The sequence below is a fragment of the Microbacterium sp. STRO-1N genome (genome assembly GCF_057748015.1).
The window spans coordinates 602874-628652 of sequence record NZ_CM173234.1 but is presented as its reverse complement, the minus strand read 5'-3'; the positions used below and the strand labels follow the sequence as shown (position 1 = coordinate 628652).

Here is a 25779-nt window from a genome sequence, read left to right as displayed (position 1 = left end):
GGTCGGCGCGTCAGGCGCGGCGCATCTGCGACGCGGCAGGGCAGTCGAACGGGTCGCTCGCTGCGAGACCGACCCGGTTCAGGTACTCGATCACGATCGCGTAGGAGCGGATGAGGCTCGTCTCGGTGTACGGGACGCCGTTGGCGGAGCAGTAGTCGCGGACGATGCCGCGGGCCTTCGACAGGTGCAGGCGCGACATGTTCGGGAACAGGTGGTGCTCGACCTGGTGGTTGAGTCCGCCCATGAACCACGTGGCCCACCAGCCGCCGTTGACGTTGCGCGAGGTGCGCACCTGCTTCGAGAAGAAGTCCAGGCGGGCGTCAGGCGCGATGATCGGCATGCCCTTGTGGTTCGGTGCGAACGAGGCGCCCATGTAGACGCCGAAGACGGCCAGCTGCACGCCCATGAAGGCGAACGCCATGCCGAGCGGCAGCATCAGGAAGACCGGCACGAGGACGATCGCGAAGCGCACGGCGATGAGGCTGAGCTCGATCCAGCGTCCCTTGACGCCCTTGCGGGTGGTCAGGTGCTTGAGTCCGAGGTAGTGCAGATTGAGACCCTCGAGGGTCAGCAGCGGGAAGAACAACCAGCCCTGCTTGCGGGTGATCATGCGGATGAAGCCCCGCGACTTCGCGGCATCCTCTTCCAGGAACGAGATCGTGTCGACGTCGATGTCCGGGTCCTTGCCGACCTGGTTCGGGTTGCCGTGGTGGCGGGTGTGCTTGGAGTCCCACCACGCGTAGCTGATCCCGACGACGCCGGCGGCGAGGATGCGGGCCAGGCGGAAGTTCGCGGGCCCCGAGGTGAGGATCTGGCGGTGGGCTGCTTCGTGCGCGAGAAAGGCGACCTGTGTGAACAGGATGCCGAGGGCACCCGCGATCAGCAGCTGGAACCAGCTGTCGCCGAGGAGGATGAACCCGGTGATGGCCCCTCCGAACGCCAGCGCGAGCGCGCCGGCGACGAGGGAGTAGAAGATCGGAGTGCGCTGCATCAGACCGGTCTCGCGGACCACCTGCTGCACCTCGCGATAGGCGCTGGCCATCGGGGGTATGTCGGCGTTGCCCGCGTACGTCTGGCGCACGGGTCCGAGAGTCGAAGTGGTCGAGTCGAGCTGAGTACTGGAGATGATGCTCTCCTGCCGATCGGGAGCCCTTTGAGCTGCGGAAGCCAAAGGCAGTTGCCCATCGCTTCCCCCAGCGTAACCCGGCCCGTATACGGCAGCGGGAATACGCCGAGGGGGTTTTCGGGGTCGTTCAGGCCCGGGCGCGGCGGATCCGGCGGCGAAGCCGCAGCCGCAGCGGGTGCCCGTCGGGGCGGGCGCCGCCCTCGAGGGCGCGGCGGGCGTCGGCGAGGGTCCCGAAGGACCCCAGCTCGGTGCCGTGGTTGTCGCGCACGAGGTGCGCTGTGCCGTCGAACTCGACGAAGCCGGCGAATTCGCCGTCGCGCGTCGCGACGTGCACGTCGTCGTCGGCCTGCTTCCAGTCCAGGGACTCGTGGATGATGCTCATGGTGTTACTGCTCATTGCTCTGCTCTGTGGCGGGCGCGCGCGTGCGCACCCTGCTCTTCGTTCGATCAGAGCGGATGCCGCGCGCGTCGGTGTGCGTGGTCCGTGATGGCCCTGATCATGGCGACGTGATGGCCGAATCTGCGGCGATGTCACTCACGTTGCAGGAACAGTCTACCAGGCGGCATCCGACACGGCCTGGGAGCGGTCAGCTCGCGGCTGCGGAGAGGGTGCTGTCCGGCACGGATGCCTCGGCCACCCACACGCGACGAGGATGCGCGGATGAGCCCGCGATGACCCAGCGGCCCTGCGGCCGTGGAACGGGCTCCACGGGGTCGGGCCGCTCCGGTTCCGCGGCAGTCGCCACGGGATCCGCGGCCGGAGTCGGCTCGTCCTGCCAGGCCTCACGGATGATGCGCCGCGGGTCGTAGCGGCGGGGATCGAGCACCTGCCAGTCCTCGCGGACGATCGCAGTGCCCGTCTCCTCCTCCGCCCGCCGCTTGGCCTCCAGCGTCATGTCCTTCAGTTGCCGCAGAACGGCCGCGAACCGACTCGCGTACACCGGCATCCGATGCGGCCCGATCAGCACCGTGGCGACGAGCGCCGTGAGGAAGAGCTTCTCGATGGTCAGTCCGAACATGCCCGAGCCTCCCTCCGGTCGTGCAGCCAGGCGATGAGGAGCGCGGTAAGGAACAGGGCGGACATCGGAACGGCGACGAGGAACATCGACAGCACGTCGGCCGAGGGCGTCACCATCGCACTGAACAGCACGATGGCGACGATCGCCATCCGCCAACTGCGTGCCAGCGTGCGCGCCGGAAGGATGCCGAGCAGGTTCAGTACCACGAGGAACACCGGGAGCACGAATGCGATGCCGGTGGCGAGCACGATCTTCAGGACGAAGTCGACGTACGCGGATGCCTGCAGCAGCGTGCTGTCCTCGGTATCCGCGAAGCTCGCGAGGAGCTCGACCATGTGCGGGAACAGCAGGAAGCCGACGGCGCACCCGGCGGCGAACAGCGGTACGGCCGCGCCGAGGAACCCGTAGGTGTACGTCCTCTCGCGACGCGTGAGCCCGGGCGCGAGGAACGCGAACAGCTCGTACAGCCAGACCGGGCTGGCCAGGGCGATGCCCGCGAACAGGGCGATCTTGAGCTTCAGATCGAATGCGCCGGTGATGCTGTCGTAGTTAAGGCTCGCATCCTGCGACTCGGCGATCTCGAGGATCGGTGCGCGGAGTACCTCCAGGATTGTCCCGGAGAGCAGGTAGCCGACGACCACCCCGACCAGGAGCGCCGCCGCCGCACGGAACACGCGGGTGCGTGCCTCTCTCAGGTGCGACGACAGCGGCATCCGGGTCGGGGCGTCCGTCTCGACCCGAGCCGTGGCGAGGTCGGTCATGGCGTCACTCCCTGGTCGCGGGCTGCTCTGCGGCCGGGGTCTGCACCTCGGTCTTCAGAATGCGCATCGACTGGCCGACGCTGCGGGCGAGGGCGGGAAGCTTGGCCGCTCCGAAGATGAGGACGACGACGGCGAGGATGATCAGCGCGTGCCATCCGGTGAGGTTCTGGAACATGTCTCTGTCTCCTGGGGTCAGTTGGACGGTGGTTCGCCGGGGCCGCCTTCGCCGCCACCGGGGCCGCCTTCACCCCCGCCGGACGGTGCGGCGCCGGCGGTGGGCGTCGTCGTGGTGTCGATGCGGACCACGAGGGTCGCGGTGTAGCCGCTGGTCGCGTCCCCGGTGACGGTGGCCAGTTGCAGGGCACCCGCGTCGTCTCCGAACACGTTGTCGCCGTCCAGCGAGGTCTGCGCGAGGTTCTCGGTCGAGCCGTCGTAGCGCGAGTCCGTGTAGACGGTGGTGCAGGTGTCCTCCGGAAGGGCGATCTGAGAGGTGGCGATCGCGTTCGCGGAGTCGGTGATGGAGTCCACGTCGGGGTACACCTCGAAGTGGATGTGCGGCCAGCGGCCCGAGTAGCAGCCGGGGAAGACCGAGGTGAACGAGACGTTCCCCTCGGCATCCGCGACCTGGACGCCCCGCAGGTAGGTGACGTCCTCGAGGCCCTCGGAGTACATCGAGTACTCGCCGCCGGCCGTGCAGTGCCAGAGGTAGACGGCGGCACCGGCGAAGGGCGCGTCGTCGTTCTGCATGTCGAGGATTTCGAGCCGGATCGTCAGCGGAACGCCCTCGGCCGTGGCGGAGCCATCGATCGAGGAGCGGATGTCCTGTCGGACGATGCCGGATTCCTCGAGGACGTCGGGTCCGTTGGAGCCGTCACCCGGGTACGGCCCCGCCGTCTCGTCGGGGATCTCGCCGTCCGCGGTGGAACCCGTCGACGCGTCGGATGACCCGGACGAGCCGGTGCTGCTGGTCGCAGTCGGGGCGCACGCCGCCAGGACGACGGCTCCGACACCGAGGCCGGCCAGGCCGATGACGCTGCGGCGACTGATCAGCGTGCGGATGTCGAAAGGAGCCCCCTGGTCGACCACCTCTTCGTCCGGGCGGTCGAGCGGGCGGCCTTCATAGGTCGGACCTTGCGGGGTGTCGACGGGGTCGGGGATGCGGCTCATGATCTTCTCCTCACGTGGAACCGGAAGTGAGTACAGGTTCGCGGAGGAGTCGATCAGGGTCGTATGCCGGGCCTATGCGCCGTCTATGAGTTCGGAGTCGGATCGGGTGACCGGGCGTCGGATGACCAGCACCGTGACGATGCCGATGAGGATCACCGCGGTCAGCGCCACCGGGATCGGCAGCACCGGATCGAGCAGGACGAGCAGCGCGCCAGCAGGAACCACGACGTTGACGATGCGGTCGGCGTTCTCGCGGATCGCGATCCACCAGACACCGAGCAGGAAGACGGCGATCGGCACGGTCACCGTGAACGAAGCGGCCGTGCTCGACAGCTCGCTGTGGTGCGTGAGCAGGTCGATCTCGACCTCGATGCCTGCGGAGAACGCGGCGGCTGCAGCGAAGACGAAGTAGTGCGTGTATCCGTACCGCAGCGACCGCCCGAACGACGTGATCGCGCGGTGGTGCGGCGGCCAGAAGTAGATCCACCACAGCGCAGCCGTCACGACCAGGGTCAGGACGGCGATCGCGATGAGCGGACCGAGGGACTCGACCTCCTCCAGAGCGCCGACGATCGCGTTGGCCGAGGCGAGCAGGCTCTCGCCGAGCACGATCAGCGTGAACAGCCCGTAGCGCTCGGTGATGTGGTGCGGATGCCACGGCGTCTGATGCCGCCGCTCGGCGAAGACCGGCACGGCGACCTCGAGGAGCGCGAACAGCACGAAGGCCGCGATCTGGAACGGCGCAGGCACGAAGAGGAAGCACACCCACAGCAGCTGGACGAGAGCGATGCCCGCTGCGTAGCGGCGGGTGACCGAGCGAAGCGGTTCGTCGGAGCGAGAGGCCCGCAGCCACTGCGCGATCATCGCGACCCGCATGACGATGTAACCGATCACCGGGATCGTGAAGTCGCCGTGTTCGAACGCGGCGGGGACGCCGGCGGCGAGGATGAGCACACCGGCCATCTGCACGAACGTCAGCACGCGGTACAGCCAGTCGTCCGTCGCGAAGGACGTCGCGAACCAGGTGAAGTTCATCCACGCCCACCAGATCGCGAAGAAGACCATGGCGTAGGAGGTGAGCCCGTGCACGAAGTCTCCCGCGCTCAGTGCGTGGTGCAACTGCGCCGAGGCGACGCTGATCGCGACCACGAACACGAGGTCGAAGAACAGCTCGAGCGTGCTGGCTGTGCGGTGCGGCTCGTGCGGGTCGCGGGGCCGCATGCGGCTCAGGCGGAGGCGGTCGGACGCGGTCTGATCTGTCACGGGAACAGAGTAGAGCAGGGGTCGCCACCAGCGGCATCCGTTTCGTCCAATCGGATGAAATACCTTTCGCTCACGCGCGCCATCCGCTAGAGTGAGCGCAGTCTGCAGTGCCTGCTGCATCCGGATGTCGCCTGGGAACGCCATCCGATCCGTCAAGACGTGGGGTCTTGACGAGCAGCAGGATCCCGAGGGGTCGGGAAGCAGACGACTCCGCGAGCACAACGCTCGCGTACTGGGGAAAAAACTGGGGAAGTCATGGCGCACTGGGGAATTCTGCGTTCATTCTGCGCTCGGGGAGTCCGAGCATGACGTCCGTCGAGGACGCCGTCGGACTCACGCGCGCTCCGGCCTTCGTGCCGGTCGCCGCGCCGCGGACCGTCAAGGTCGCCGCGCGCACCGTCGTGACGCCGCGGGTGTCTGCGACGCTCGAGCGCCGGCAGCTGTGGGAGCGGCGATACCGGATGCGCCTGCGCGTGACCGACGCGGCGATCATCGTGCTCGCCGTCGCGGTGACCGCGCTCGCGCAGCTGTTCGTGCTGGGGACGCCGGTCGACGCCGTGGTGCGTGACGGGCTGCTGCTGATCGCGGTCTGGTTCCCGATGCTGAGCGCGCTGAGCACGCGCGCCGCTGCGGTCTTCGGCTCCGGGGCTGCCGAATACACGCGCGTCGCGCATGCCGGCGGGCTCGCGTTCGGGTTCCTCGCGATCGTCGGCGTGCTGTGGGAGTGGCAGGGACTCCGGCCGCTGCTGCTGATCGCTCTGCCCGTGGGGATGCTGGGGCTTCTCCTCGCGCGGTGGATGTGGCGCAAGTGGCTCCTGCAGCGCCGGCGCGACGGGCAGTACGCGTCGCGCACCGTCGTGGCGGGCGATGCCGAGGACGTCAGGTACGTCATCGACTCGCTCCGCCGCGGCGGGGAGACCGCCTATCACGTGGTCGGGGCCACGCTGTTCGACGGCAACGCCGTTGAACTGGAGGTGGACGGGGATCGCTTCCCCGTGCTGGGCAACGTGAACACCGTCGCGACGGTGGCCACTCAGCTCAGCGCGGACACGATCATCGTGGCGAGCCGTCCGGATGGGGATCCGGACTTCGTCAAGCAACTCGGATGGCAGCTGGAGGGCACGGCGTCCGAGTTGATCCTCTCGAGCCGACTCACGGATGTGGCCGGCCCGAGAGTGTCGCTGCGCCAGGTGGAGGGCCTGCCGCTGATCCAGGTGAAGATCCCGACCTACGAGGGCGGGGTCCACCTGCTCAAGCGCGCGCTGGACATCGCCGTCGCGGTCGTGGCGCTCGTGCCGATCGCTCTGCTCGCTCCGGCGCTCGCGCTCGTCATCAAGGCGGACTCCCCCGGGCCCGTCTTCTTCCGACAGGAGCGCGTCGGCCGGGACGGCAGGATCTTCCGAATGGTGAAGTTCCGCTCCATGAAGACGGATGCCGAGCAGCAGCTCGCCGCCCTCAAGGAGCAGAACGAGGGGGCCGGGCTCCTGTTCAAGATCAAGGACGACCCGCGCGTGACGCGCGTGGGCCGGGTGCTGCGCAAGCTCTCGCTGGATGAGCTGCCGCAGTTCTGGAACGTGCTGGTGGGCGACATGAGCGTCGTCGGCCCTCGGCCTCCGCTGCCCAGCGAGGTCACCGCGTACGACGGCACGGTCTACCGCCGCCTGTACATCAAGCCCGGCATCACCGGGCTGTGGCAGGTATCGGGTCGCAGCGACCTCACGTGGGATGAGAGCGTGCGACTGGACCTGCGGTACGTGGAGAACTGGTCCGTCATGAACGACCTGCAGATCATGTGGCGCACGGCCAAGGTCATGGCTCAGCCGAGCGGAGCGTACTGAGGACATGGGCAACGGGGAGGGCCTCACCATCGCGATGGTGGGGACGAGGGGGATACCGGCCGCGTACGGCGGGTTCGAGACGGCGGTTGAGGAAGTCGGCCGCCGACTCGCAGACCGCGGGCATCGCGTCCTCGTGTACACGCGCGGTTCGGAGCGCCGGTCGAAGACGTATCTCGGCATGCGGGTCGTCCACCTGCCCGCGCTGCCGGTCAAGCAGATCGAGACGCTCAGCCACACCGGGCTGTCGACGCTGCACCTCATCGGGCGGAGGCGACCGGATGCGACGTTCGTGTTCAACGCGGCGAACTCGCCGTTCCTCCCCCTGCTGCGGCTGCGCGGTGCGAGGGTGGCCCTGCACATGGACGGGCTCGAGTGGCGTCGCTCGAAGTGGGGCCCGCGCGGGCGCGCGTACTACCGCTGGGCCGAGCAGTTCGGCGTGCGGACGGCTGATGCCCTGATCGCGGACGCGCCAGGCATCGCCGACTACTACCGTCACCAGTTCGATGTGCCGACGGAGATGATCAGGTACGGTGCGCCGATCCTCTATGAGCTCCCCGCTCGTGGTGTGTCGGAACTCGATCTGGTCTCCGGTGGCTACCACCTCGTCGTGGCGCGGTTCGAGCCGGAGAATCACGTGCTCGAGATCGTCGAGGGGTACCGGCGCAGCGCGGCGACGCTGCCGCTGGTGGTGGTCGGTTCCGCACCGTACAGCGCCGACTACACCCGTGCGATCGACCGCGCCGCCGAGGGCGACGCCCGGATCCGCCTCGTCGGGGGCGTCTACGATCAGGAGCTGCTGGACGCCCTGTACGCGAACGCGGCCACGTACCTGCACGGCCACTCGGTCGGAGGGACGAACCCGTCCCTCCTGCGCGCGATGGGCGCGGGGACGGCCGTGATCGCCTACGACGTCGCTTTCAATCGCGAGGTGCTCCACGAGCAGGGCTGGTTCTTCCGCGACGCGGCCGACGTGGCCGCGCATCTCGTCGATGCCGAAGCGGATGCCGTGGCGACCGCCGAGCTCGGTGCCGCGCTGCGCGAGCGGGCGCGCGATGCGTTCCGCTGGGACGAGGTCGCCGACGCGTACGAGGAGCTCGCTCATCGACTCGCGGACGGCTCGACGATTCACGGATCGGCACGGCGCGCACGCCGACGGGCGGCGGAGTGGGAGTTCGAGCAGAGCAGGCAGGTGCGGACGCCATGAGCGCACCCCACACCTCAGAGGCCGAGCATGCTCCGCAGCTGCACCGCGAGACGGCGCGCGTCCGACTGGACGGCGATCAGGCCCTTCCGATGACCCCGCGCTCGCTCCTGATGGACATCGGCGTGATCGAGCGGATCCGCTTTCAGGCGGCGCAGCCGCGATTGCGGCGTCAGCTGCAGCAGACCGCGGCTTCCGTGCAGTCGGGTCGCGTACGCGGCGAGGTCCGCACCGGCGCGCCCGTGGTCGCCCCGTTCGGCGATCTCGCCCAGCAGAAGCGCCTCGCGAAGCGTGAAGGTGCGATCGCGCGCGTCATGCGACATCAGGGCGATCTCGCCGCGCTGATGCTTCGTCGCCGTGATGATCAGATCGGCATCCTCGATCGCCGCCGCCGTCACCTGGACGGCACCGCGCTCCCGGCTCTCCGCCGGCACGGCATCACCCAGGACGTCCAGCGCGACCTCGCAGATCGGATCGGGGCGCAGCGCGTGGGTCCCGGCACTCGCGAGCGAAACGGCATCCGCGTTCATGAAGGACCGGAGCGTCCACAGCATCATCGGGGAACGGCAGACGTTGGCGTGGCACACCACGAGCAGGCGCTGAGTCACCCCTCGTCCTTTCCGTGCGACCGGGCAAGAATCCACGTCCCCACCTCAACAGGGAGCAGGCCATGACACTACACGACTACCTCACCGCATTGAGGAAGCATTGGATCGTGGTCGTGCTGCTGGCTGCGATCGGCGCGGCCGCGGGGTTCGGCTATTCGCAGTTCCTGCCGGATCAGTATCGCGCACAGGCGTCGGTGATCGTGATTCCGGTGCGCGGCGACAACACCAGCGAGCTCGTGCAGGGGTCGAACTATGTGCAGAACCTCGTGCAGACGTACACGGTGCTCGCGACGTCGCCCGCCGTCCTCGATCCCGTGATCGAGGAGTTGGAGATCGATGAGACGCCGACTCGCCTCGCCAATCGTGTGGATGTCTCGGCACCGCTGAACACTGTGGTCATCGAGATCGGTGTGACGGACGCCACGCCCGATGGCGCGCAGTCCACCGCCGACGCGATCGCCGCGGAGCTGGCCGTCGCGGTGGGCGAGTTCTCCCCCACCGGCTCGGACGACCGCCCGGCCGTGCGGATCGAGACCATCGCGCCCGCGCAGCTGCCCCGCAATCCGGTCGCGCCGAACACCCGCATGAACACCGTCATCGGCGGTGCCGTCGGGCTCGCCTGCGGAGTCGTGACCGCGCTTCTGCTGCGCCGGTTCGGGTCGCGCCTGACGAGCCGAACCGACATCGCCGAAGCGACCGAACAGCCTCTGCTCGGCGAAGTGCTGGAGGCGCCAGGGGGTCGCGAGCTCGCGTCGACGATTCTCGCGCGCCCGGACAGCCGTGTCGCCGAGTCGCTGCGCCAACTGGCGGCATCCCTGAAGTTCCTCGAAGTCGACGACCAGCGTCGCGTGATCCTCATGACCTCGGCGGCATCGTCCGAAGGGAAGTCGTCGGTCAGCCTGGCGCTGGCGCTCACCCTCGCCGAGGTCGGCCACCGGGTGCTGTACCTGGAGGCGGATCTGCGTCGCCCCACGGCAGCGCGGTACACCCAGCTGGAGGGCAGCGTCGGCCTCACCACGGTGCTCATCGGCGACAGCACGCTGGAGGATGCCGTGCAGGAGTGGGGCCACCCCAACCTGCGCGTGCTGACCAGCGGCGTGCTCCCGCCCAACCCCGGCGAGCTCGTGGCCAGCGGACAGCTGCATGCGATCATCCGCCAGGCCCGCGAGGACTACGAGTACGTGATCGTCGACACCGCACCGGTGCTCTCGGTGAGCGATGCGCTGTGGCTCGCGCCCGAGGTCGATTCTGTACTGTTCGTCGTCCGCGCCGGAGCCACCAAGAGGGAGTCGCTGCAGTCTGCGCTGACCGCGCTCGGCTCGACGCATCAGTCGCATCTCGGCATCGTGCTGAACGGGGTGCGCAAGTCGGACAAGAGTCCCTACTACGCGCAGGACGAGCAGCGCACCCGTCGCGCGGCGCGGGACCGCATCGCACGATGAACTCGATTCTGGCGCTGGGGGCGAAGGCGCTGACGATGGTGATCTCGCTGGTGTGCGGCGTCCTCACCACGCGTCTCGTGCTCGGCGACGCCGGCGTGGAGTACTACGCCCTGTTCAGCATGCTCACGTCGTTGCCGTCGTTGCTGTCCTTCACGGACCTCGGCGCCGGAGCGGTGGTCGTCAACGGCATCGCCACGAGTGACGACATCCGCTCGGATCGGACGCTCGCGGCGCAGCTGACGTCGGTCGAGCGCATCCTCGTCGGCTTCGCCGCGGTGACGATGCTCGTCAACACCGTCCTGCTCCTGACCGGTGGCTGGACGATCGCCTTCGGCGTGACCGGCGAACTGCCAGGGGCGGATCTCGCCGCCTTCGTATGCCTGACCATCTTCTGCCTCGGCGTGCCGGTCGGCATCTGGGTGCGCATCATGCTCGGCCTGCGCCGCAACCACCTCATCATCCTGCTGCAGGGCCTGATCTCACCGCTGACGCTGCTGGGCGTCTGGATGCTGTTGACCTTCGGCACGGCAGACACCTATGCGTTCCTGGCGACGAGCTCGTACGTCGCTTCGTTCCTGGTCGGCGCGCTGGGCCTCGGCCTCACCGCGTACGGCACCCGCCCTCTCGTTCCCCGAGCGGCAGCCATGGTGCTGCATCCGCGTCGTCATCCGGGCGTTCGAGTCATGGATGTCGGCTGGCCTATGCTGGCCCAGCTGCTGTCCTACCCCGTTGCCGTATCGACCCAGCGGTATGTCCTCGCGCAATGGGGAACGCACCAGGACGTGGCCGAGTACGGCGTCGCGGGCCAGGTGTTCTTCGCGCTGAACGGACTCGTCGTCGCGGCGGGGCTCGCGCTCTGGCCGATGTACGCACGCCGACGACACCGCGGTGAACTCCGCCGTGGTCCGTTTCTGCTCGCCGGCATCTTCGCGGCGGGCGTCGGCGCCGCGACCGTGTTCGTCGCACTCGTCGGCCCCTGGGTGTTCGATTTCATCACCGACGGCACACTCGAGGTGCGTACGACGACGATCCTCGCGTTCGGCCTGATGGTCACGTGCACGGCGGGGCTGTATCCGCTCGGCATGTTCATCATGGACAAGCCGGGTATCCGGTTCCAGGTCGTGCCGACGCTGCTGATGGCACTCGCCAGCCTCGCGCTCTCGATCGTGCTCACCCCCGCGATCGGCACGGCTGGTCCCCCGCTGGGGAACGCCGTGGCCGTCGTCGTCTTCCAGGTCATCCCGTTCTCGTGGTACATCATCCGGCACCGTGCACGGCTGCTCGGATCGGAGACGGCGAGCGCGCCCGAAGAGCCTCAGCCGGAAGACGGCGCTGGGACGGACGCGAACTCGGAAACGGCAGCGTCCCACTCCTGACGTCCCAGAATCCACGCCGTCACCAGGAGGTAGCGGTTCACATAGTCGCGCTGCGTGATGCCGCGCCGCTCCGCGGCATCCGCGGAGGGGGCGGTGACGCGACCGGCCAGCGCATCTGCGAGCGCGCTCGCCAGCCCTTCGGCATCGCCGACCTCGACCAGCCGGGCCTCGTCGCGAACGTAGTCGTCCACGCCACCCGCGGCGGTGACGACGAGGGGCCGGCCGGCGCTGATCGCTTCGATGCACGCGGTCGCCCCCGACGCGTGCCGGTTCTCCTTGAGGGGGACGACGACGACGGATGCCGCGGCGTACAGATCCATCAGTTCGGTGCGCGTCGCAGCCGGACGAACGGTCACGTTCGCCGGCCATTCGACCGCACCGGCCCTCGGAGACGACGACGCCACCCGGAAGCGCGCGTTCGGAAGCCGAGCGGCTGCCTCAGCGAGCACAGCCCAGTCGCGGTCGGCGTCGTTTCCCACGGCGAGGACGAGCGGTTCGGCCCCGGCATCCTGCTGGGCCATCGGCGGAGCCGACGTCGCCGAGCCGAACGGGATGAGCTCGACGACTCGCTCCGTCACGCTCTGCCGGGAGATGTCACGGTTGACCCGGCTGTGGACGAGCTCGATCGTGTGCGTGCGCAGCAGGGCCGCGACGAGACGGCGGCGCACCGCGCCCCATTCCGCCCACGCATCCCAGAGCCAGACGGACTGCGCGAGCACGGGCACCCGACGCCTCCTGCGTACGAAGAGCTGCAGCAGGGCGACCGCGAGATGCTCTCGCTCGGTATGCGTCCAGATGGCATCGGCGCTTCTGATGAGTCGGCGATTGCGCCACACGTGGACCATGTCGAACCCGAGCCGGCCAGCGATCGCGCGTCGCCGGCGACGCGCGCGCCCGGACTCCGGTCTCGAGTGCGTCCACGAGAGCCGCACCAGGGGCTCCGCACGCTCGTAGCCGTACGGCGTCTCGTCGAGCGTCTCACCGCGAGCGTGCCGCTGCCGCCACTGGACGGCGTCCTGGTCGGCGCTGAGTACGACGACCACGTGGGGGACGGCATCCGGCGTGGGCGCCCCGCCTCCGAACTGCGTCCCCACGCGGGCCTCCGATCGCTCAGCGCAGCCCCTGATCAGACGGGAAGTCCGCGTAGAATCATTCTAGAGTTCGCGCCGCCGTTTCCTGCCGGTGATCACGCGACGGGCAGTGTCGCGACAGGGGGTGAACCGACACGATGGAGCCGATGACGCATCGATGGCGACGGACGATCACCGCCGAGTCCGCGACACCTCGCGACAGCGCGCTGCTGCCGGTCATCGTCGCCGTGGTGGCGGCGATGACAGCGGCGATGCGCGCGCAGTACGGGCCTGGCGTCACGATCTGCCTCATCGCCGGCGTCGCCCTCGCACCGATGTGGGTTACGAACCTGAAGCGGTTCCGTCGCGCACGGTCCCTTCTGCTGGTCGGAGCCGGCGCCGTCGCCTGGGGTGCTGTCCTCACCCAGCTCGACGCGGGACGCAGCTCTTCCACTTCCCTGCTGATCGCACAGACCCTGATGATGCTGTCGTTCCTCTGCTCGATCGGGATGCTGCTGTGGGCGCGCTCGCTGATCGGCACCGGGGCGACGATCGTGGCCTTCGGCGTCGGCGGACTCGTGAACATCGTGCTCACGGGCGGCAATCCTGCGAACCTCTGGAAGTATTCGCTCGCCATCCCCGTCGCGCTCATCCTGCTCGGGATCGCCGCGATGAGGAACTCGCGCATCCTGGAGCTCATCGCACTGGTCACCGTCGCCGGAGTCTCCGCGATCTCCGACTCGCGCTCGATGACGGCGTTCCTGCTGCTCACCGCCGTGCTCGTGCTGTGGCAGATGACGAGCGGCGGAACAGGCCGGCTGAGACCGCGGCCCTGGCAGACGATCCTCGGCCTTGCGGCACTGGGTCTGAGCGTGTTCCTCCTGTTCCAGGCGCTGATCCTGGACGGCGTGCTGGGTGAGGCCGCAGCGGAGCGCACCCAGGCGCAGATCGACACCTCCGGTTCGCTGCTCGCCGGAGGTCGACCGGAGATGGGCGCCGCCGTCGGACTCATCTCCGCCCAGCCGTGGGGATACGGCAGCGGCACCGTGCCGACATCGAACGACGTCTGGCTCGCCAAGACGGGGATGAGCGCGCTCAACTACGACCCGAACAACGGCTACGTCGAGCGCTACATGTTCGGCGGGCAGTTCGAGGTCCACTCCGTGCTCGGCGACCTGTGGATCCGCTACGGACCGCTCGGTGCCGTCTTCGCGCTCGCGATCTGCGTGCTCGCGGTGTACGCGACCGCGCGGCACGTCTCACTGCGGACCGCATCGGCCGCGCTGATCTTCCTCACCGCGCTCGGCGTCTGGGACACCTTCTTCAGCCCGCTGCTGACGTCCTACACGACGCTCGCCCTGATGGCGGCGCTGGCTCTGGCGCCGTCTACTGCCCGTTCTCGACGTGGAAGTCGGTCACCGTCAGCTTCGTGACCGGGTGAGTGGAGTTCGCGCTGACGGCAGCCTTGATCCCGAGCGCGCCAGCCGCCTGGTGAGCGGCCGTGCTGTCCGTCGCCTGGATCGTCCATCCCGCTGGTTCCGCGGCGGCTCCGACCCAGACCTTCACCGCCACGGTCGTCGGATTCGTCCCCGTCACGTTCGTGCGGACGTGGATGACGTCACCGGCGACGTAGGCACCGGGAAGGACGACGCTCCCGCCGCCGAGCGGTGTCTCGTCGCGCAGCGCGTACACGCGGATCGCGCCGCCCGACTCGAGGCGCACCCGTGAGGAATACGTCGAGGCGCCGACCACTCGTCCGAGCACGGTGATGCTCATCGCACCACCGGCCGGGACGACATCGGCTGCGAAGTTCGTGGTGATCACGGCATCCGTCGTCGACACCGCGTTCAGCCGCGCCTCGCGCGTGTGCGATGGTGCGAGAGAGATCGCGCCGAATCCACCGCCGACGGCGAAGGCCGCGGCGCCTCCCGACGTCGTCCAGGCTCCACCCACGGGGGCGCTGCCCCAACCGCCGGTGACCTCCCTGTCGAACGAGTCGTCAGCCACGACGTGCGCCGGGGGCGGATCGCTCACGATGACCTCCTCGGTCGCCGTGGCCGTCGCGCCGTCGTCATCCGTGACCGTGAGCGTGACGGTGTAGGTCCCTGCCGACGCGTACTCGTGGGACGCTGTGAGACCCGTTGCGCTCGCGCCGTCGCCGAAGTCCCACGTCGCGCCGGCGATCGACCCGTCCGGGTCGCTCGAGCCCGCAGCGTCGACCGCGACCGCGAGTCCATCGACCGTCGACGTGAACGCTGCGGTCGGCGCCTGGTTCGGCGCCGGCGGAGCCGCGACCTCGCCTGCCACGACCCGCAGGTCGTCGAAGCCGAGCACGAGCGACGGCACGGTCGACACGGAGCTCGAAGACGTGCGGATGCTGATGCTTCCGGCGGCTTGGAGTTCCGGTGTCGTGTCGGTGGCCTGCAACTGCCAGGCCGACGGCTCGGCCGTCCCCTCGACCCATACCTTGGCGCCGAGGTTCGTGGTGCCCGCACCGAGGGCGGACATCCGCAGGTGCAGCTGCTGTCCCGCGACATAAGCGCCGGGAAGCACGAAGCTCCCGCCTCCGAGCACGTCGTTGTTGCGCAGGAGATACAGGCGGATGACGCCGCCCGGTTCCAGCCGCACTCGCGCCACGTACTGCGAACTGCCGACCACGCGGCCGGCCACCGAGATGGTGGCCGAGCCACCGGCCGGCACCGTGTCGGCGGACAGCAGCACGTCGACGGTGCTGTCCGCGGAGGACACCGCGTTCAGCCTCGCCTCACGGGAGTGCGACGGAGCGAGCGCGATCGTACCGCGACCATCAGAGACGCCGAAGGCGGCAGAACCACCCGTGGCTGTCCAGGCACCGCCGACATCGGCAGCACCCCAGCCGGCGGTCGCATCGCGCGAGAACGCGTCCGCCGCGATCACATCCTCGGGGATCAGCACGACATCGTGGGTGACGCTGTGCGTCGCACCGTCGTCGTCGGTCACGGTGAGCGTGACCGGATAGCTGCCCGGCGCCGAGTACGCGTGCGTGGCAGTCGCTCCCGTCCCGGTGGCTCCGTCGCCGAAGTCCCAGGCGTGCGATGCGATCGTGCCGTCCAGATCGGTCGAGTTCGACCCGTCGACCGAAGCGGTCAGGCTCTCGACGTCCGTGGACACAGTGAAGGCCGCCGTCGGCGCGGCATTCGGCGCAGCCGCCGACACCTGCTGCGTCGTCGTCGCGCTGCCGCCTCGATCGTCCGTCACCGTGAGCGAGACCTCGTAGACCCCGCCAGCCGCATACGTGTGCTCGGCCGTCGCGCCTGTGCCGTTCGCACCGTCGCCGAACGACCAGCTGTAGGTCGCGATCGTCCCGTCCGCATCGGTGCTCGCCGTCGCATCGACGGCGACGGTCAGATCCGTCGCTGCGGCCACGAAGGAGGCCGTCGGCAAAGCGTTGGGAGCGGCGACCGTCACGTCGTGCGTCGTCGTGCTCTCCAGGCCGCCGGAATCGCGGACGGTGAGGCTGACGGGGTACGTGCCGGCCGCGGCATAAGTGTGCGTGACGGTCACCCCGGTGCCCGCCTCCCCGTCGCCGAAGTCCCAGGTGTACGCCTCGAGCGGCCCCTCAGCATCCTGCGACGTCGAAGCGTCGAAGCTCGCAGACAGGTCGGTGACGGCGGAGGCGAACTCGGCCGTCGGCAACTGGTTCACCGCGCCGGTCGTGCCCGCCTCGAAGTGCTGCTGCACCTGCGCAGGGCTGAGAGCGGTGCCGTAGACCGCGACCTCGTCGAGGGAGCCAACCCAGAACGGATCGCCTTCCCACGTGGTGTCGCCGCCCAGGCGCCAGTAGCCGGAGTAGACGGATGCCGTGGAGACGGTGTTCGAATCCACCAGCGCGCCGTCGACGAACAGCTGCATGCCGGCGCTCGACTGCTGTGCCACGACATGATGCCAGCTGCCGTCGCGGTACGTGCCCGGCGCCGCCAGGATGTGCTGCGCACCGTCGTGCGTGCCGAACTTCAACTGACCGGACGGCGTCATGTAGACGTGCCGGTCGTAGGTTCCGCTGGCGTTCGTCGTGTTGGCGTTGCTGTTGCCGAATCCGACGAGCTTGCCGCCGCCCGTGCTGGTCGTCTTGAACCAGCCTTCGATCGCGAAGGTGGACGGACTCGTGACGGCGCGCGAGCTGATCACGGTCTGCCGGTTGTTCCAGGTGCCGAAGACGTTCTTCGAGGATGTGAACCGGATGGCCGAGTTGCTCGTTCCGTCGATCGCGCCCGATTCGCCGCGCACGATGCTGGTGCTGTTGTATACGCCGGGGAATCCTTCCCGGCTGGAGTCCGCCGCCGTGGTACCGGACGACTCGCCGAGCCGCCAGTACATCGACGGCGACGTGCCGTACACGGCGGCGCCGTACGCATCGGCGGGTGCGGCGGGGATGGTCGACTCCCGTCCGGAGGCGACACGATGCTCATCCACCTCTTCGCGGCTGAGCACGCGATCGTAGACTGCGACATCCGCGATCTGACCGTTCAGGTAAGTCGATCCGGCCTGCGGCCACGACGAGAGGTTGTCTCCGCCGATCCGCCAGTATCCGGAGTAGCTCTGGCCGTTGGTGACACCGGGAAGCGACCCGATGCGCACACCGTCGACGAAGAACTCCATTCCTCCGGCCCCGAGCGTTCCGACCACCTGGTGCCACGCGCCGTCGTTGTATCCGGTGCCGGACGAGATCGTCTGCACCGAGCCCGGGTACACGCCGAAGGTGAGGCGCCCCTGGCCGTTGATGTAGATGTGCCGGTCGTAACTCGCCGAGTTCCCCGTGGCCGCGTTGCCGAACCCGACGATCTTGCCGCCATTCGTGCTGGTGGTCTTGAACCATGCCTCCACCGAGAACACGTCCGGTGCCGGTCGTGCTGTGGTGGTGGCCCCGAAGGAGTTGGACCCGGAGAAGCTGCTCGCCTTGGAGGGCTCGCCGACGACCTGTCCCGTGACGTTGCGCGTCACGTTCGAGGTCAGTTTCACATCGTTCGCGCCGACCCAGTCGTACGCGGCTGTCCCCGATGCTTCGGACAGCGGCCAGTAGCCGACCGGCTGCTCGTCGATGATCGCCTGGTTGTACGCGGTTCCGGTGTTGGTCGCCGAGACCGTCACCGCCCGCCAGTCGGAGACCGTGCTGTTTCCGGTCGGATCCGTCACGCGGACGCGGTACTCGTAGGTCTGCCCCGCGACGAGTCCGGTGTCGGTGTAGCCCAGGGATGGGCGCACCCAATACGTCGATTCGGCCTTGACGGTGTGCACCGGCGCCGCGACGCCACGACGGAAGACCTCGTACGTGAGCTGCGCGTTGTCGGGATCGTAGTTCGCCTGCCAGCCGATGCGTGCGGCGCCGGCGCGGAAGGATGTCGTGGTGATCGGCCACGCGCCTCCGAGGATCTTCGGTCCGAAGTCGTTCGGTGCCTTGTCGACCGTCGTGAACCGGACGAGTCCCTGCTGACCCACACCGCTGACGCGCGTGAACTCGCCGGCGTAGAGGAGATAATCCCCGGAGCCGGTGACGTCCCAGCCCGCCTGATTGATGCCGGTCGCCGATCCGGAAACCCATTCGGGGTACCAGTGCAGCAGGCGCCCTGCAGGCTGACCGGTGAAGCTGCGGTAGCCCCAGATGTCCGGCGTGATGGTGCGGTCGGACGGCTCCTTGGAGAAGGCGAGGGAGTAGTCCAGCTTCCATGGATTCAACTGCGGGAACTCACCGATGTTGCCGCAGTAGTGCGAGTGGTCCGCCTTGTAGACCGCCCCCTTGAACGGGAAGACGGAGTAGGAGTCGCCGTGGCAGTCCTCCATCCAGACCATGGATCCGTCCGCCCAGCTGGCGCGGAAGGAGCCTTCGAAATCGTCCTCGGTCTTGCTGCCGCCGAAGTCGTACCCCGTGCCGTAGACGCTGTCTCCGTCCGAGGCCAGCGAGTAGATCGCGGATGCGGTGCCGGCGTTGCGGATGACGCTGTTGATCGCCCACGGAAGGCTTGCCCCCGTCGAGGCATCCAGCGCCGCGAGCCCGCGGCCTGGGTTCGTCGATCCGTTGGTCGACGTGAAAGAGCCGCCGATGACCACCTTGGACGCATCAGGCGACACGACAACGGCGCGAGCGCCGTAGCCGCCGGCGAGCACAGGGTTGAACGGGAGCACCGCCCCCGTCTGCGCGTTCAGCGCTGCAACACGGGTGCGCGGCGTGTTGTTCACGTTCGTGAACTCCCCAGCGATGTAGACAGTGGTGTCGGTCGCGACGATGTCGATCACCGCACCATTGGTGCCAGGAGCCCAATTGCCGATCAGCGCACCGGTCGCGGTGTCGAAGGCAGCCAGCCGATACCGTGCGACGCCGTCGACGCTGGTGAACCCACCGGCGACGTAGAGCCGGGTGCCGTCCGGAGAGACCGCAGAGCCGAGGACGCGTCCGTTCACCGCCGGGGCGAACGACTTCATCACCCCGGTCTCGATGTCGTAGGAGAGCATGTTCGCTCGCGGGGTCTCGTTCGTACCAGGGGCGGCACCGGCCGGGCGTGCGCTGGTGAACTCACCACCGGCGAACACCGTCGTCCCTGCGACCGACTGCGTCCACGCGACGCCGTTGATCTGCACGGTCGGCAACGGGTCCGCACTCACGGTCGCCGGCGCATTGACCGCTTCGGGCGGTGGCGCGGTGTCCGCTGATGCCGGTGGCGCGACGACGAGAGCACCGAACAGCGCCGCGATCGTCATGCCCGTCGCGATCACGAGTGAACGCGTCCTGCTGCGGCGCAAAGGCGTCGCCGATTCCCCAAAAGCTGTCACGATCGTGACCTTCCCCAGATGAGCCGTCCCCACGGCATGTTCACCGCACAAGAATGCGGTCCCGGGCGTCAGTGTAGCGGTACGAACGCTCCAGGGGAAGTACCGATGTGCGGCGGTGGGTCAGTCGAGAGCGCCCTCGAACACCACGGTGGCCTCGCCTGCGCGGTAATCGACTCCGATGGTCACGTCCGAGCGGGCGTCGGCGGCGACCGTGAAGAGGAACACTCCCTCGGCGGATTCGCCCGGCGCGATGGTGCCTTCGAACGGCTCGCCGCCCGGTTTGGTCAGCGCAGGCGCCGGCGTGCGATCGGCGCCGGTGTACGCGTTCACGATGACGAACGCGGTGTCCAGCGGCTCGTCGGTCGCGTTCTCGATGCGCACCGTCACGCGGATCGCCGGCCCCGATGTCTCACCCGGTGCGACGCCTTCGCCCTCGATGGCTTCAACCAGGGGCAGCGAGACGACGACGCCGTCCGAGCCCACCGCGGGCTGCGTCGGTTCGACCGGCGCGAGCTCAGGCGCGATCGGGCTGTCGGATGCCGTCGGCAGCGGTGTCGGCGTGACCGGCGTGCCGCTCGCGGACGTCAACGGGGTCGGTTCGGCCGTCGGAGTCGACGTCGGTGACGGCAGCGGCGGTGTCGCCACGGTGTCGGTCGACCACGGTCGAGCGATCAGCAGCCAGATGACGACGGCCGCCACGACGAGCGCGGCGATTCCCGCGATGACCGGCCAGCGGCGGCGCGTCTGCGACGAAGGATTGTCCACGGGGCTCCTGTTCTGAGCGCAGTCTACGCGCGCGGTGCGCTCGCAGCGGTGCGGTGTGCACGGATGGCCTCTGCAGCGATGCGATGCCCGTCTCTGAGACCGCGGTATGCGGCCCGCAACGGGGGCACCGGCCGCAGGAACTGGCGTCGCCCTCCGCGCAGCAGGATCGCCTTCGCCGCGCGCAGCGACGTGCGAGACCAGGCGCGGATGCCGGAGTCGTCGAGATGGCGGGCGGCGAACAGCATCCGATTGCGGATGTTGTAGTAGTAGTACGTCGCGGATTTCGCTTCCGACCGCTGGTCCGCGCCGCGATGCGTGCCGCCCTCATCGTGCCAGGCGACGGCGTCACGGACGACGACCACCTCACCCCCGGCGGCGAGGAGCCGTGCCGAGAGGTCGACGTCCTCCCAGTACAGGAAGTACCCGTCGTCGAAGCCGCCGACGAGATCCCACACCTCGCGGGTGATCCACAGGCACGCGCCGCTGAGCCACTCGATGCGCTCCGCCGAAGGGAAGTCCGCACGTCGCCTAATACCGCGGACGGTGCCATCGTCGAGATACAGATCCAGGCCGCCGAACCATACCCGACCATCGGGACTGCGGACGATCGGCGATGCCATGATGCATCCCGGTCCTGCGACGGCCGCACGGAGGGCATCGACGGAGGCGGCGTCGATGCGCGCGTCCGGATTCAGCAGCAGCAGCTCCGTCGCCCCGAGTTCGAAGGCACGGCGGGCGCCGATGTTCATGCCGGTGCCGAAGCCGGTGTTGTCGGCCGGCGCGACGAGGTCCCACCCGCGGCGAGCGCAGAGTTCGCTGATCCGGTCGCGTTCCTGCGGTGTCGAGTAATTGTCGACGACGACCACGTGCGCCGGTTCGGCGTCATCCGCGGTGGCACCGAGATTGCTCTCGACGAGGGCGCTCGACCCGTAATTGACCACGACGACAGCCAGCGTCCCGTTCATGCATCCCCCGATCCCCAGAACCGTCTGTAGTGTATAGCCGACCCTGGGGGGAAGAACATGAGGCTCTTGTTCGACGGATACTGGTGGGATCGGGGACCCGCCGCCAATCGCTCTGTGCAGCGCGAACTGATCACGGCCTGGGCTGCGGAGTTCCCGGATGACGAGATCATCGTCGCACTGCGGCGCGACGCATCGGGAGCCGGGCTCCCCGACCGCGCAGAGCGCGCCGGCACCCGGCTCTGGCCGCATGCGCTGTCGAATGTCGTGGAACTCGGCCGCATCGCACGTCGGCACGACGTCGACGCGGTCATCCCGCACAACTACACGCCCTGGAGCGGCCGGTCGGCGACGTTCATCCACGATGTGATGTTCGTCGAGCACCCTGAGTGGTTCAGCCGCTCCGAGAGGCTGTACTTCTCCGCCATGCTGCCGACGGCCCGGCGCGCCGGACTCGTCGTGACATCGTCGCAGACCGAGGCCGATCGCCTCGAACGTCACCTCCCCCGTGCGCACGCTCCGGTCGTCGCGATCGCGCTCGGCGCACCGCCCGCGATCGTCGACGCGCATCCTCGGCGTCCGGAGATCGCCACCGGGCTGGAGGCCTTCGCTCTGACGGTCGGCCGGCTGAACGTGCGCAAGAACCTCCTCGCCGTCATCGAGGCCGCTGCCGCGAGTGCGCACATCACGCCGACCAGCCCGCTCGTCGTGGTCGGCAGCGCGGAGCACTCGGGAGTCGGTGCCGATCTGCCCGCCGAGGTCGACCGGCTGCGCGCCGACGGCCGCGTGCTGTTCGCCGGGCGGCTGGACGATGACGAGCTCGCGTGGCTGTACCGGAACTGCGCGGTGAGCATCAGCCTGTCCCGTGATGAGGGTTTCGGCCTCACCCCGATCGAAGCGGTCGCCTGCGGCGCCCCGCTGGTCGTCAGCGATATCCCCGTGCACCGCGAGAACGTCGGCGCTGTCGCCCGCTTCGTGCCGTTGGATGCCGCGCCGTCCGCGGCCGCCGCCGCCATCGATCTCGCATGGGGGTCGCCATCCGAGGCCTCTTTGCGTCATGATGTACTCATCCGCTGCGATTGGGGCGCAGTGGTGCATCGCTATCGGGATGCCGTCGCCAGACGGTTCGCGATCGCGAATTGAGGGCGGGATCCGGCAGGGGGCCGGATCATCTGGACGCCCGCTCGAGATCTTTGGGGGATCCGATGAGCATGTTTTCCGACGCGATGTCGCGGCTGTCCGCCGCGCAGAAGTCATCCAAGGGGGCCGCGGCGTATTCGCGCTTCGTGAACCGCCCGCTCGGCCGTCCGCTCGCCGCACTGGCGTATGCGCGCGGCCTTTCACCGACGCAGGTCACGCTGTTCAGCGCGGCCGCGACGTTCTCGGCGATCGCGATGATCGCACTCGTCCGGCCGACCTGGTGGTCATCCGCGCTCGTGGCGGTGCTGCTCGTGCTGGGCTACGCACTGGATTCCGCCGACGGGCAGTTGGCGCGGCTGACGGGGACGGGAAGCCTGGCCGGCGAGTGGCTGGACCACTTCTTCGACGCCACCAAGGCGGCGACGCTGCATGCCGCCGTCCTGATCTGCTGGTTCCGGTTCTTCGAGCTCCCGCTGCCGTGGCTCGTTGTTCCGCTCACGTTCGGCGCCGTCGCGAGCATCTTCTTCTTCGGTCTGATCGCGACCGATCTCCTGCGGCGGATCCATCGTGCGCAGCATCCGATCGCTGACGAGACGGCACCTGCAGAGGCGTGGCGCAGCAGCCCGCTCTACTCCCTCGTGGTGCTGCCGACGGACTACGGATTCCTGTGCCTCACGTTCGTGCTGCTGTGGGTGCAACCCGCGTTCGTCGCGGTGTACTCGCTGCTCGCGGTGGCCAACGTCCTCGTACTCGGCCTCGCCGCTGCGCGCTGGTACAGCTCGATCCGTCGCATGGAGGCGGCATCGATCGCGTCGCCGACCCCGGCGGAGCTGCCGCGATGACCGGCGAGCCGCTGCGCGTGATGCAGTCCTTCCGTGCGCCCCGTGCGACGACCAACCCGTACATCACGATGCTCGACGACGCACTCGCCGACGACCCGACGATCCAGCACCGCCGGTTCTCCTGGGCAGGGGCGCTCTTCGGACGCTACGACGTGTTCCACTGGCACTGGCCGGAGGGCAAGCTGCACGGGACGACCTGGTGGAAGTCCGCGGGCAAGTACGCACTGACGGCATTGCTGAGCCTGCGGCATCGCCTCTCACGACGGATCGCCGTGGTCCGAACCGTCCACAATGTCGAGTTGCCGGACGACAACACCGCGCGGACCTGGTTGCTGCGCCGGATCGACGCGCAGACCGACCACCGCATCGTGCTCAACACGACGACCCGCCTGCCCGCGGGTACGCCGCACACGCTGATCCTGCATGGCCACTACCGGGACTGGTACGCGCCTCAGCTCCATCGGGACCGGGTACCGGGCCGGCTCGGCACCTTCGGCGGGGTCCGGCGCTACAAGAGCGTCGACGCGCTCGTCGCCGCGTACGCGGACGCCGTCTCGATCGAGCCCGACCTCACGCTGAGCATCGGGGGCCGCCCGTCGACCCCCGAACTCGGCGACGACCTGCGCAGGCGAACGGCCGATCTCGCCGGCGTGCAATTGCAGCTGGCATTCCTCTCGGATGCCGAACTCGTCGAACTCGCGACGACGTCCGAGCTCGTGGTGCTGGCCTACCGGTTCATGCACAACTCCGGCAGTGTGCTGGCCGCACTCTCGCTCGACCGACCGGTGCTGGTGCCGCGCAACGAGGTGAACGAGTCGCTCGCACGCGAGGTCGGTCGCGACTGGGTGCTCATGTACGACGGCGAGTTGGACGGGCAGGCTCTGGTCTCGGCATGGCGATCGGCGAGCATGCTTCGTCGGGGCGATCGCCCCGACCTATCGCGGCGGGAGTGGGGTGACGCGGGTACCGCGCATGCCGACGCCTACCGCGCGGCGATCGCGAACAAGCGCCCTCTCGAGGCGGCAGCGCGACCCGCGGAGGTTCTCGCATGATCCGCGAAGCCGCGTTTCGTCTCAAGACCGCCACCACCGGACGCAGCAGCATCCGTGCCTACCGCGATTTCCTGACCGCCGATGCGTTGAGTGCCGAGGCGATCGAGGAGCTGTCCCGCCGGCGTTCGGCTGCGCATGCCCGGTTCGCGTTCGCGCATAGCCCGTTCTACCGCGAGTTGTATTCCGCGCACGGCTTCACCGCCGCAGACCTTCGTGATGACGAGGCGTTCTCCGCCCTGCCGTTCGTCGACAAGCAGATGCTGCGCGACAATCTCACCGCGATCCGTACGGACGAGGCGAACGCACGGAACACCTCCCTGTCGAAGACCGGAGGCAGCACGGGACTCCCGCTTCACATCCTGCGCGACCTGCGCTTCCCGGCACGAGCACTGGAATGGCGTCTATTCGATTGGTGGGGAGTGCAGCCGTGGGACGACCGCGGAATCGTCGCCAGACACGTGCTCACCGGCGCGAGCCGGTTGCGCCATGATCTGGCCTGGCTGCCCTCGCGCCGCGTCCAGCTGGACGCCTTCCGCATCACGGATGACTCGGCGAGAGAATTCGCCGAGAGCTGGAACCGCGTGCGCCCGCCGTTCCTCATCGGGTACGGCGGCGGGGTCCTCGATCTGGTGCGCCGGCTGCAGCGCCTCGGCATCCGCCTGTCCCCTCCACGCGCGGTCGCAGTGACCGCCGCGCCGCTGACGCCCGGCACACGGGGCGAGATCGAACAGGCACTCGGCGCTCCCTGCTTCGATCACTACCGCTCGGCGGAGGTGCCCTGGTTGGCAGGCGAGTGCGCCGAGCAGGACGGCCTGCACGTCTTCGCCGACGTCCGCCGGGTCGAAATCCTCGACGAGAGCGGGAATGCCGCCGCCCCCGGCGAGGACGGCGACGTGATCGTGTCCGATCTGACCAACCGCGTGTTCCCGATCGTGCGCTATCGGCTGGGCGACATCAGCCGGATCCTGCCCGGCACCTGCGCGTGCGGCCGCGGGCTCCCCCGGCTCGGCGCGATCTCGGGTCGGGCATCGGATGCCGTGCGTCTGCCCGACGGCACCACGATCGCCGGTGCGCTGGGTCACATCTTCGACGAGGCTCCGCTGTCGGTCAGGCAGTTCGAGATCGTGCAGGGTGAGGACTACAGCGTCATCCTCCGGTGCATCGCCGGCGACCCCGCGACCTCGGCCGACGGCATCGCCGGCGCCACGCGCAAGCTCCGCGAAGCGACCCGCGACCTCGTACCGGTCACCGTGGAGATCGTGGACAGCATCCCGCAGGTCGGCGGCAAGATGCGCTTCATCCGCAGTTCGGCTCCCGCTGTCGTGACAGAGACGGCCTGATCC

At 68.8% G+C, this 25779-nt stretch carries 21 protein-coding genes; 9 read left to right on the top strand and 12 right to left on the bottom strand.

The features are described from left to right. Nucleotides 1–10 precede the first annotated feature (10 nt). The 7 genes from AC3ANJ_RS02980 to AC3ANJ_RS02950 form a co-directional block, all read right to left on the bottom strand. Complete coding sequence (locus AC3ANJ_RS02980) at nt 11–1042, bottom strand: fatty acid desaturase family protein (RefSeq protein ID WP_488319222.1); 1032 nt, start codon at nt 1040–1042, stop codon at nt 11–13. 211 nt (nt 1043–1253) lie between these two features. Then, nucleotides 1254–1523 (bottom strand): hypothetical protein, encoded by a 270-nt coding sequence (locus tag AC3ANJ_RS02975; protein WP_488318159.1) that lies wholly within the window; start codon nt 1521–1523, stop codon nt 1254–1256. 190 nt (nt 1524–1713) lie between these two features. Continuing rightward, nucleotides 1714–2145, bottom strand: a complete 432-nt coding sequence (locus AC3ANJ_RS02970; protein WP_488318158.1) for a twin-arginine translocase TatA/TatE family subunit — start codon at nt 2143–2145, stop codon at nt 1714–1716. Beyond that, nucleotides 2133–2906: a twin-arginine translocase subunit TatC gene (tatC, locus tag AC3ANJ_RS02965; protein ID WP_488318157.1), complete on the bottom strand. Its 774-nt coding sequence runs from the start codon at nt 2904–2906 to the stop codon at nt 2133–2135. The genes AC3ANJ_RS02970 and tatC overlap by 13 nt, the downstream gene beginning before the upstream one ends. Nucleotides 2907–2910: 4 nt before the next feature. Beyond that, entirely contained in the window at nt 2911–3081 is a 171-nt protein-coding gene (gene tatA, locus AC3ANJ_RS02960; protein WP_406247003.1) for a twin-arginine translocase TatA/TatE family subunit, read from the bottom strand. Nucleotides 3082–3098: 17 nt separating this feature from the next. Continuing rightward, nucleotides 3099–4073: an intradiol ring-cleavage dioxygenase gene (locus AC3ANJ_RS02955; RefSeq protein ID WP_488318156.1), complete on the bottom strand. Its 975-nt coding sequence runs from the start codon at nt 4071–4073 to the stop codon at nt 3099–3101. 72 nt (nt 4074–4145) lie between these two features. After that, nucleotides 4146–5294: a low temperature requirement protein A gene (locus AC3ANJ_RS02950; protein WP_488319221.1), complete on the bottom strand. Its 1149-nt coding sequence runs from the start codon at nt 5292–5294 to the stop codon at nt 4146–4148. Nucleotides 5295–5641: 347 nt separating this feature from the next. On the opposite strand from AC3ANJ_RS02950, the gene AC3ANJ_RS02945 reads away from it, so the two are divergent. Next, nucleotides 5642–7174, top strand: a complete 1533-nt coding sequence (locus AC3ANJ_RS02945; RefSeq protein WP_488318155.1) for a sugar transferase — start codon at nt 5642–5644, stop codon at nt 7172–7174. Between the two features lie 4 nt (nt 7175–7178). Continuing rightward, nucleotides 7179–8378, top strand: a complete 1200-nt coding sequence (locus AC3ANJ_RS02940) for a DUF1972 domain-containing protein (RefSeq protein WP_488318154.1) — start codon at nt 7179–7181, stop codon at nt 8376–8378. Nucleotides 8379–8392: 14 nt separating this feature from the next. Here the strand turns inward: AC3ANJ_RS02940 and AC3ANJ_RS02935 are convergent, their stop codons facing one another. Then, nucleotides 8393–8983 carry an arsenate reductase/protein-tyrosine-phosphatase family protein gene (locus AC3ANJ_RS02935; RefSeq protein WP_488318153.1) on the bottom strand — a complete coding sequence of 197 codons (591 nt, stop codon included), beginning with the start codon at nt 8981–8983 and terminating at the stop codon, nt 8393–8395. Between the two features lie 62 nt (nt 8984–9045). Here AC3ANJ_RS02935 and AC3ANJ_RS02930 point away from each other — a divergent pair, with 62 nt between their 5' ends. Both AC3ANJ_RS02930 and AC3ANJ_RS02925 read left to right on the top strand, forming a co-directional pair. After that, entirely contained in the window at nt 9046–10425 is a 1380-nt protein-coding gene (locus AC3ANJ_RS02930) for a tyrosine-protein kinase domain-containing protein (protein WP_488318152.1), read from the top strand. Continuing rightward, nucleotides 10422–11801, top strand: coding sequence for an MATE family efflux transporter (locus tag AC3ANJ_RS02925; protein WP_488318151.1), 1380 nt, complete (start codon nt 10422–10424; stop codon nt 11799–11801). The genes AC3ANJ_RS02930 and AC3ANJ_RS02925 overlap by 4 nt, the downstream gene beginning before the upstream one ends. On the opposite strand, the gene AC3ANJ_RS02920 is transcribed toward AC3ANJ_RS02925, so the two are convergent. Beyond that, complete coding sequence (locus AC3ANJ_RS02920; RefSeq protein ID WP_488318150.1) at nt 11741–12895, bottom strand: glycosyltransferase; 1155 nt, start codon at nt 12893–12895, stop codon at nt 11741–11743. The genes AC3ANJ_RS02925 and AC3ANJ_RS02920 overlap by 61 nt on opposite strands. A gap of 143 nt (nt 12896–13038) precedes the next feature. Here AC3ANJ_RS02920 and AC3ANJ_RS02915 point away from each other — a divergent pair, with 143 nt between their 5' ends. Next, nucleotides 13039–14304 (top strand): hypothetical protein, encoded by a 1266-nt coding sequence (locus AC3ANJ_RS02915; protein WP_488318149.1) that lies wholly within the window; start codon nt 13039–13041, stop codon nt 14302–14304. Here AC3ANJ_RS02915 and AC3ANJ_RS02910 read toward each other — a convergent pair. The 3 genes from AC3ANJ_RS02910 to AC3ANJ_RS02900 form a co-directional block, all read right to left on the bottom strand. Next, complete coding sequence (locus tag AC3ANJ_RS02910) at nt 14258–19618, bottom strand: PKD domain-containing protein (protein WP_488318148.1); 5361 nt, start codon at nt 19616–19618, stop codon at nt 14258–14260. The two genes, AC3ANJ_RS02915 and AC3ANJ_RS02910, sit on opposite strands and share 47 nt — an antisense overlap. Nucleotides 19619–19795: 177 nt before the next feature. After that, the gene (locus AC3ANJ_RS02905) at nt 19796–20440 is read right to left on the bottom strand and encodes a hypothetical protein (RefSeq protein WP_488318147.1); all 645 of its coding nucleotides are present in this window, start codon (nt 20438–20440) and stop codon (nt 19796–19798) included. Nucleotides 20441–20463: 23 nt separating this feature from the next. Then, nucleotides 20464–21405, bottom strand: coding sequence for a glycosyltransferase family 2 protein (locus tag AC3ANJ_RS02900; RefSeq protein WP_488318146.1), 942 nt, complete (start codon nt 21403–21405; stop codon nt 20464–20466). Between the two features lie 57 nt (nt 21406–21462). Here AC3ANJ_RS02900 and AC3ANJ_RS02895 point away from each other — a divergent pair, with 57 nt between their 5' ends. From AC3ANJ_RS02895 to AC3ANJ_RS02880, 4 genes are all read left to right on the top strand, one after another. After that, entirely contained in the window at nt 21463–22545 is a 1083-nt protein-coding gene (locus AC3ANJ_RS02895; protein ID WP_488318145.1) for a glycosyltransferase family 4 protein, read from the top strand. A gap of 62 nt (nt 22546–22607) precedes the next feature. Next, entirely contained in the window at nt 22608–23384 is a 777-nt protein-coding gene (locus tag AC3ANJ_RS02890; protein WP_488318144.1) for a CDP-alcohol phosphatidyltransferase family protein, read from the top strand. Continuing rightward, nucleotides 23381–24436, top strand: a complete 1056-nt coding sequence (locus tag AC3ANJ_RS02885; protein WP_488318143.1) for a glycosyltransferase family protein — start codon at nt 23381–23383, stop codon at nt 24434–24436. The genes AC3ANJ_RS02890 and AC3ANJ_RS02885 overlap by 4 nt, the downstream gene beginning before the upstream one ends. Continuing rightward, complete coding sequence (locus AC3ANJ_RS02880; protein ID WP_488318142.1) at nt 24433–25776, top strand: phenylacetate--CoA ligase family protein; 1344 nt, start codon at nt 24433–24435, stop codon at nt 25774–25776. Before AC3ANJ_RS02885 ends, AC3ANJ_RS02880 begins: the two co-directional genes overlap by 4 nt. Nucleotides 25777–25779 lie beyond the last annotated feature (3 nt).

Coding starts and splice junctions, on each gene's coding strand:
- AC3ANJ_RS02980 (WP_488319222.1), bottom strand. CDS start 1,042: ATGGCCAGCGCCTATCGCGAGGTGCAGCAGGTGGTCCGCGAGACCGGT.
- AC3ANJ_RS02975 (WP_488318159.1), bottom strand. CDS start 1,523: ATGAGCAGTAACACCATGAGCATCATCCACGAGTCCCTGGACTGGAAG.
- AC3ANJ_RS02970 (WP_488318158.1), bottom strand. CDS start 2,145: ATGTTCGGACTGACCATCGAGAAGCTCTTCCTCACGGCGCTCGTCGCC.
- tatC (WP_488318157.1), bottom strand. CDS start 2,906: ATGACCGACCTCGCCACGGCTCGGGTCGAGACGGACGCCCCGACCCGG.
- tatA (WP_406247003.1), bottom strand. CDS start 3,081: ATGTTCCAGAACCTCACCGGATGGCACGCGCTGATCATCCTCGCCGTC.
- AC3ANJ_RS02955 (WP_488318156.1), bottom strand. CDS start 4,073: ATGAGCCGCATCCCCGACCCCGTCGACACCCCGCAAGGTCCGACCTAT.
- AC3ANJ_RS02950 (WP_488319221.1), bottom strand. CDS start 5,294: ATGCGGCCCCGCGACCCGCACGAGCCGCACCGCACAGCCAGCACGCTC.
- AC3ANJ_RS02945 (WP_488318155.1), top strand. CDS start 5,642: ATGACGTCCGTCGAGGACGCCGTCGGACTCACGCGCGCTCCGGCCTTC.
- AC3ANJ_RS02940 (WP_488318154.1), top strand. CDS start 7,179: ATGGGCAACGGGGAGGGCCTCACCATCGCGATGGTGGGGACGAGGGGG.
- AC3ANJ_RS02930 (WP_488318152.1), top strand. CDS start 9,046: ATGACACTACACGACTACCTCACCGCATTGAGGAAGCATTGGATCGTG.
- AC3ANJ_RS02925 (WP_488318151.1), top strand. CDS start 10,422: ATGAACTCGATTCTGGCGCTGGGGGCGAAGGCGCTGACGATGGTGATC.
- AC3ANJ_RS02915 (WP_488318149.1), top strand. CDS start 13,039: ATGACGCATCGATGGCGACGGACGATCACCGCCGAGTCCGCGACACCT.
- AC3ANJ_RS02900 (WP_488318146.1), bottom strand. CDS start 21,405: ATGAACGGGACGCTGGCTGTCGTCGTGGTCAATTACGGGTCGAGCGCC.
- AC3ANJ_RS02895 (WP_488318145.1), top strand. CDS start 21,463: ATGAGGCTCTTGTTCGACGGATACTGGTGGGATCGGGGACCCGCCGCC.
- AC3ANJ_RS02890 (WP_488318144.1), top strand. CDS start 22,608: ATGAGCATGTTTTCCGACGCGATGTCGCGGCTGTCCGCCGCGCAGAAG.
- AC3ANJ_RS02885 (WP_488318143.1), top strand. CDS start 23,381: ATGACCGGCGAGCCGCTGCGCGTGATGCAGTCCTTCCGTGCGCCCCGT.
- AC3ANJ_RS02880 (WP_488318142.1), top strand. CDS start 24,433: ATGATCCGCGAAGCCGCGTTTCGTCTCAAGACCGCCACCACCGGACGC.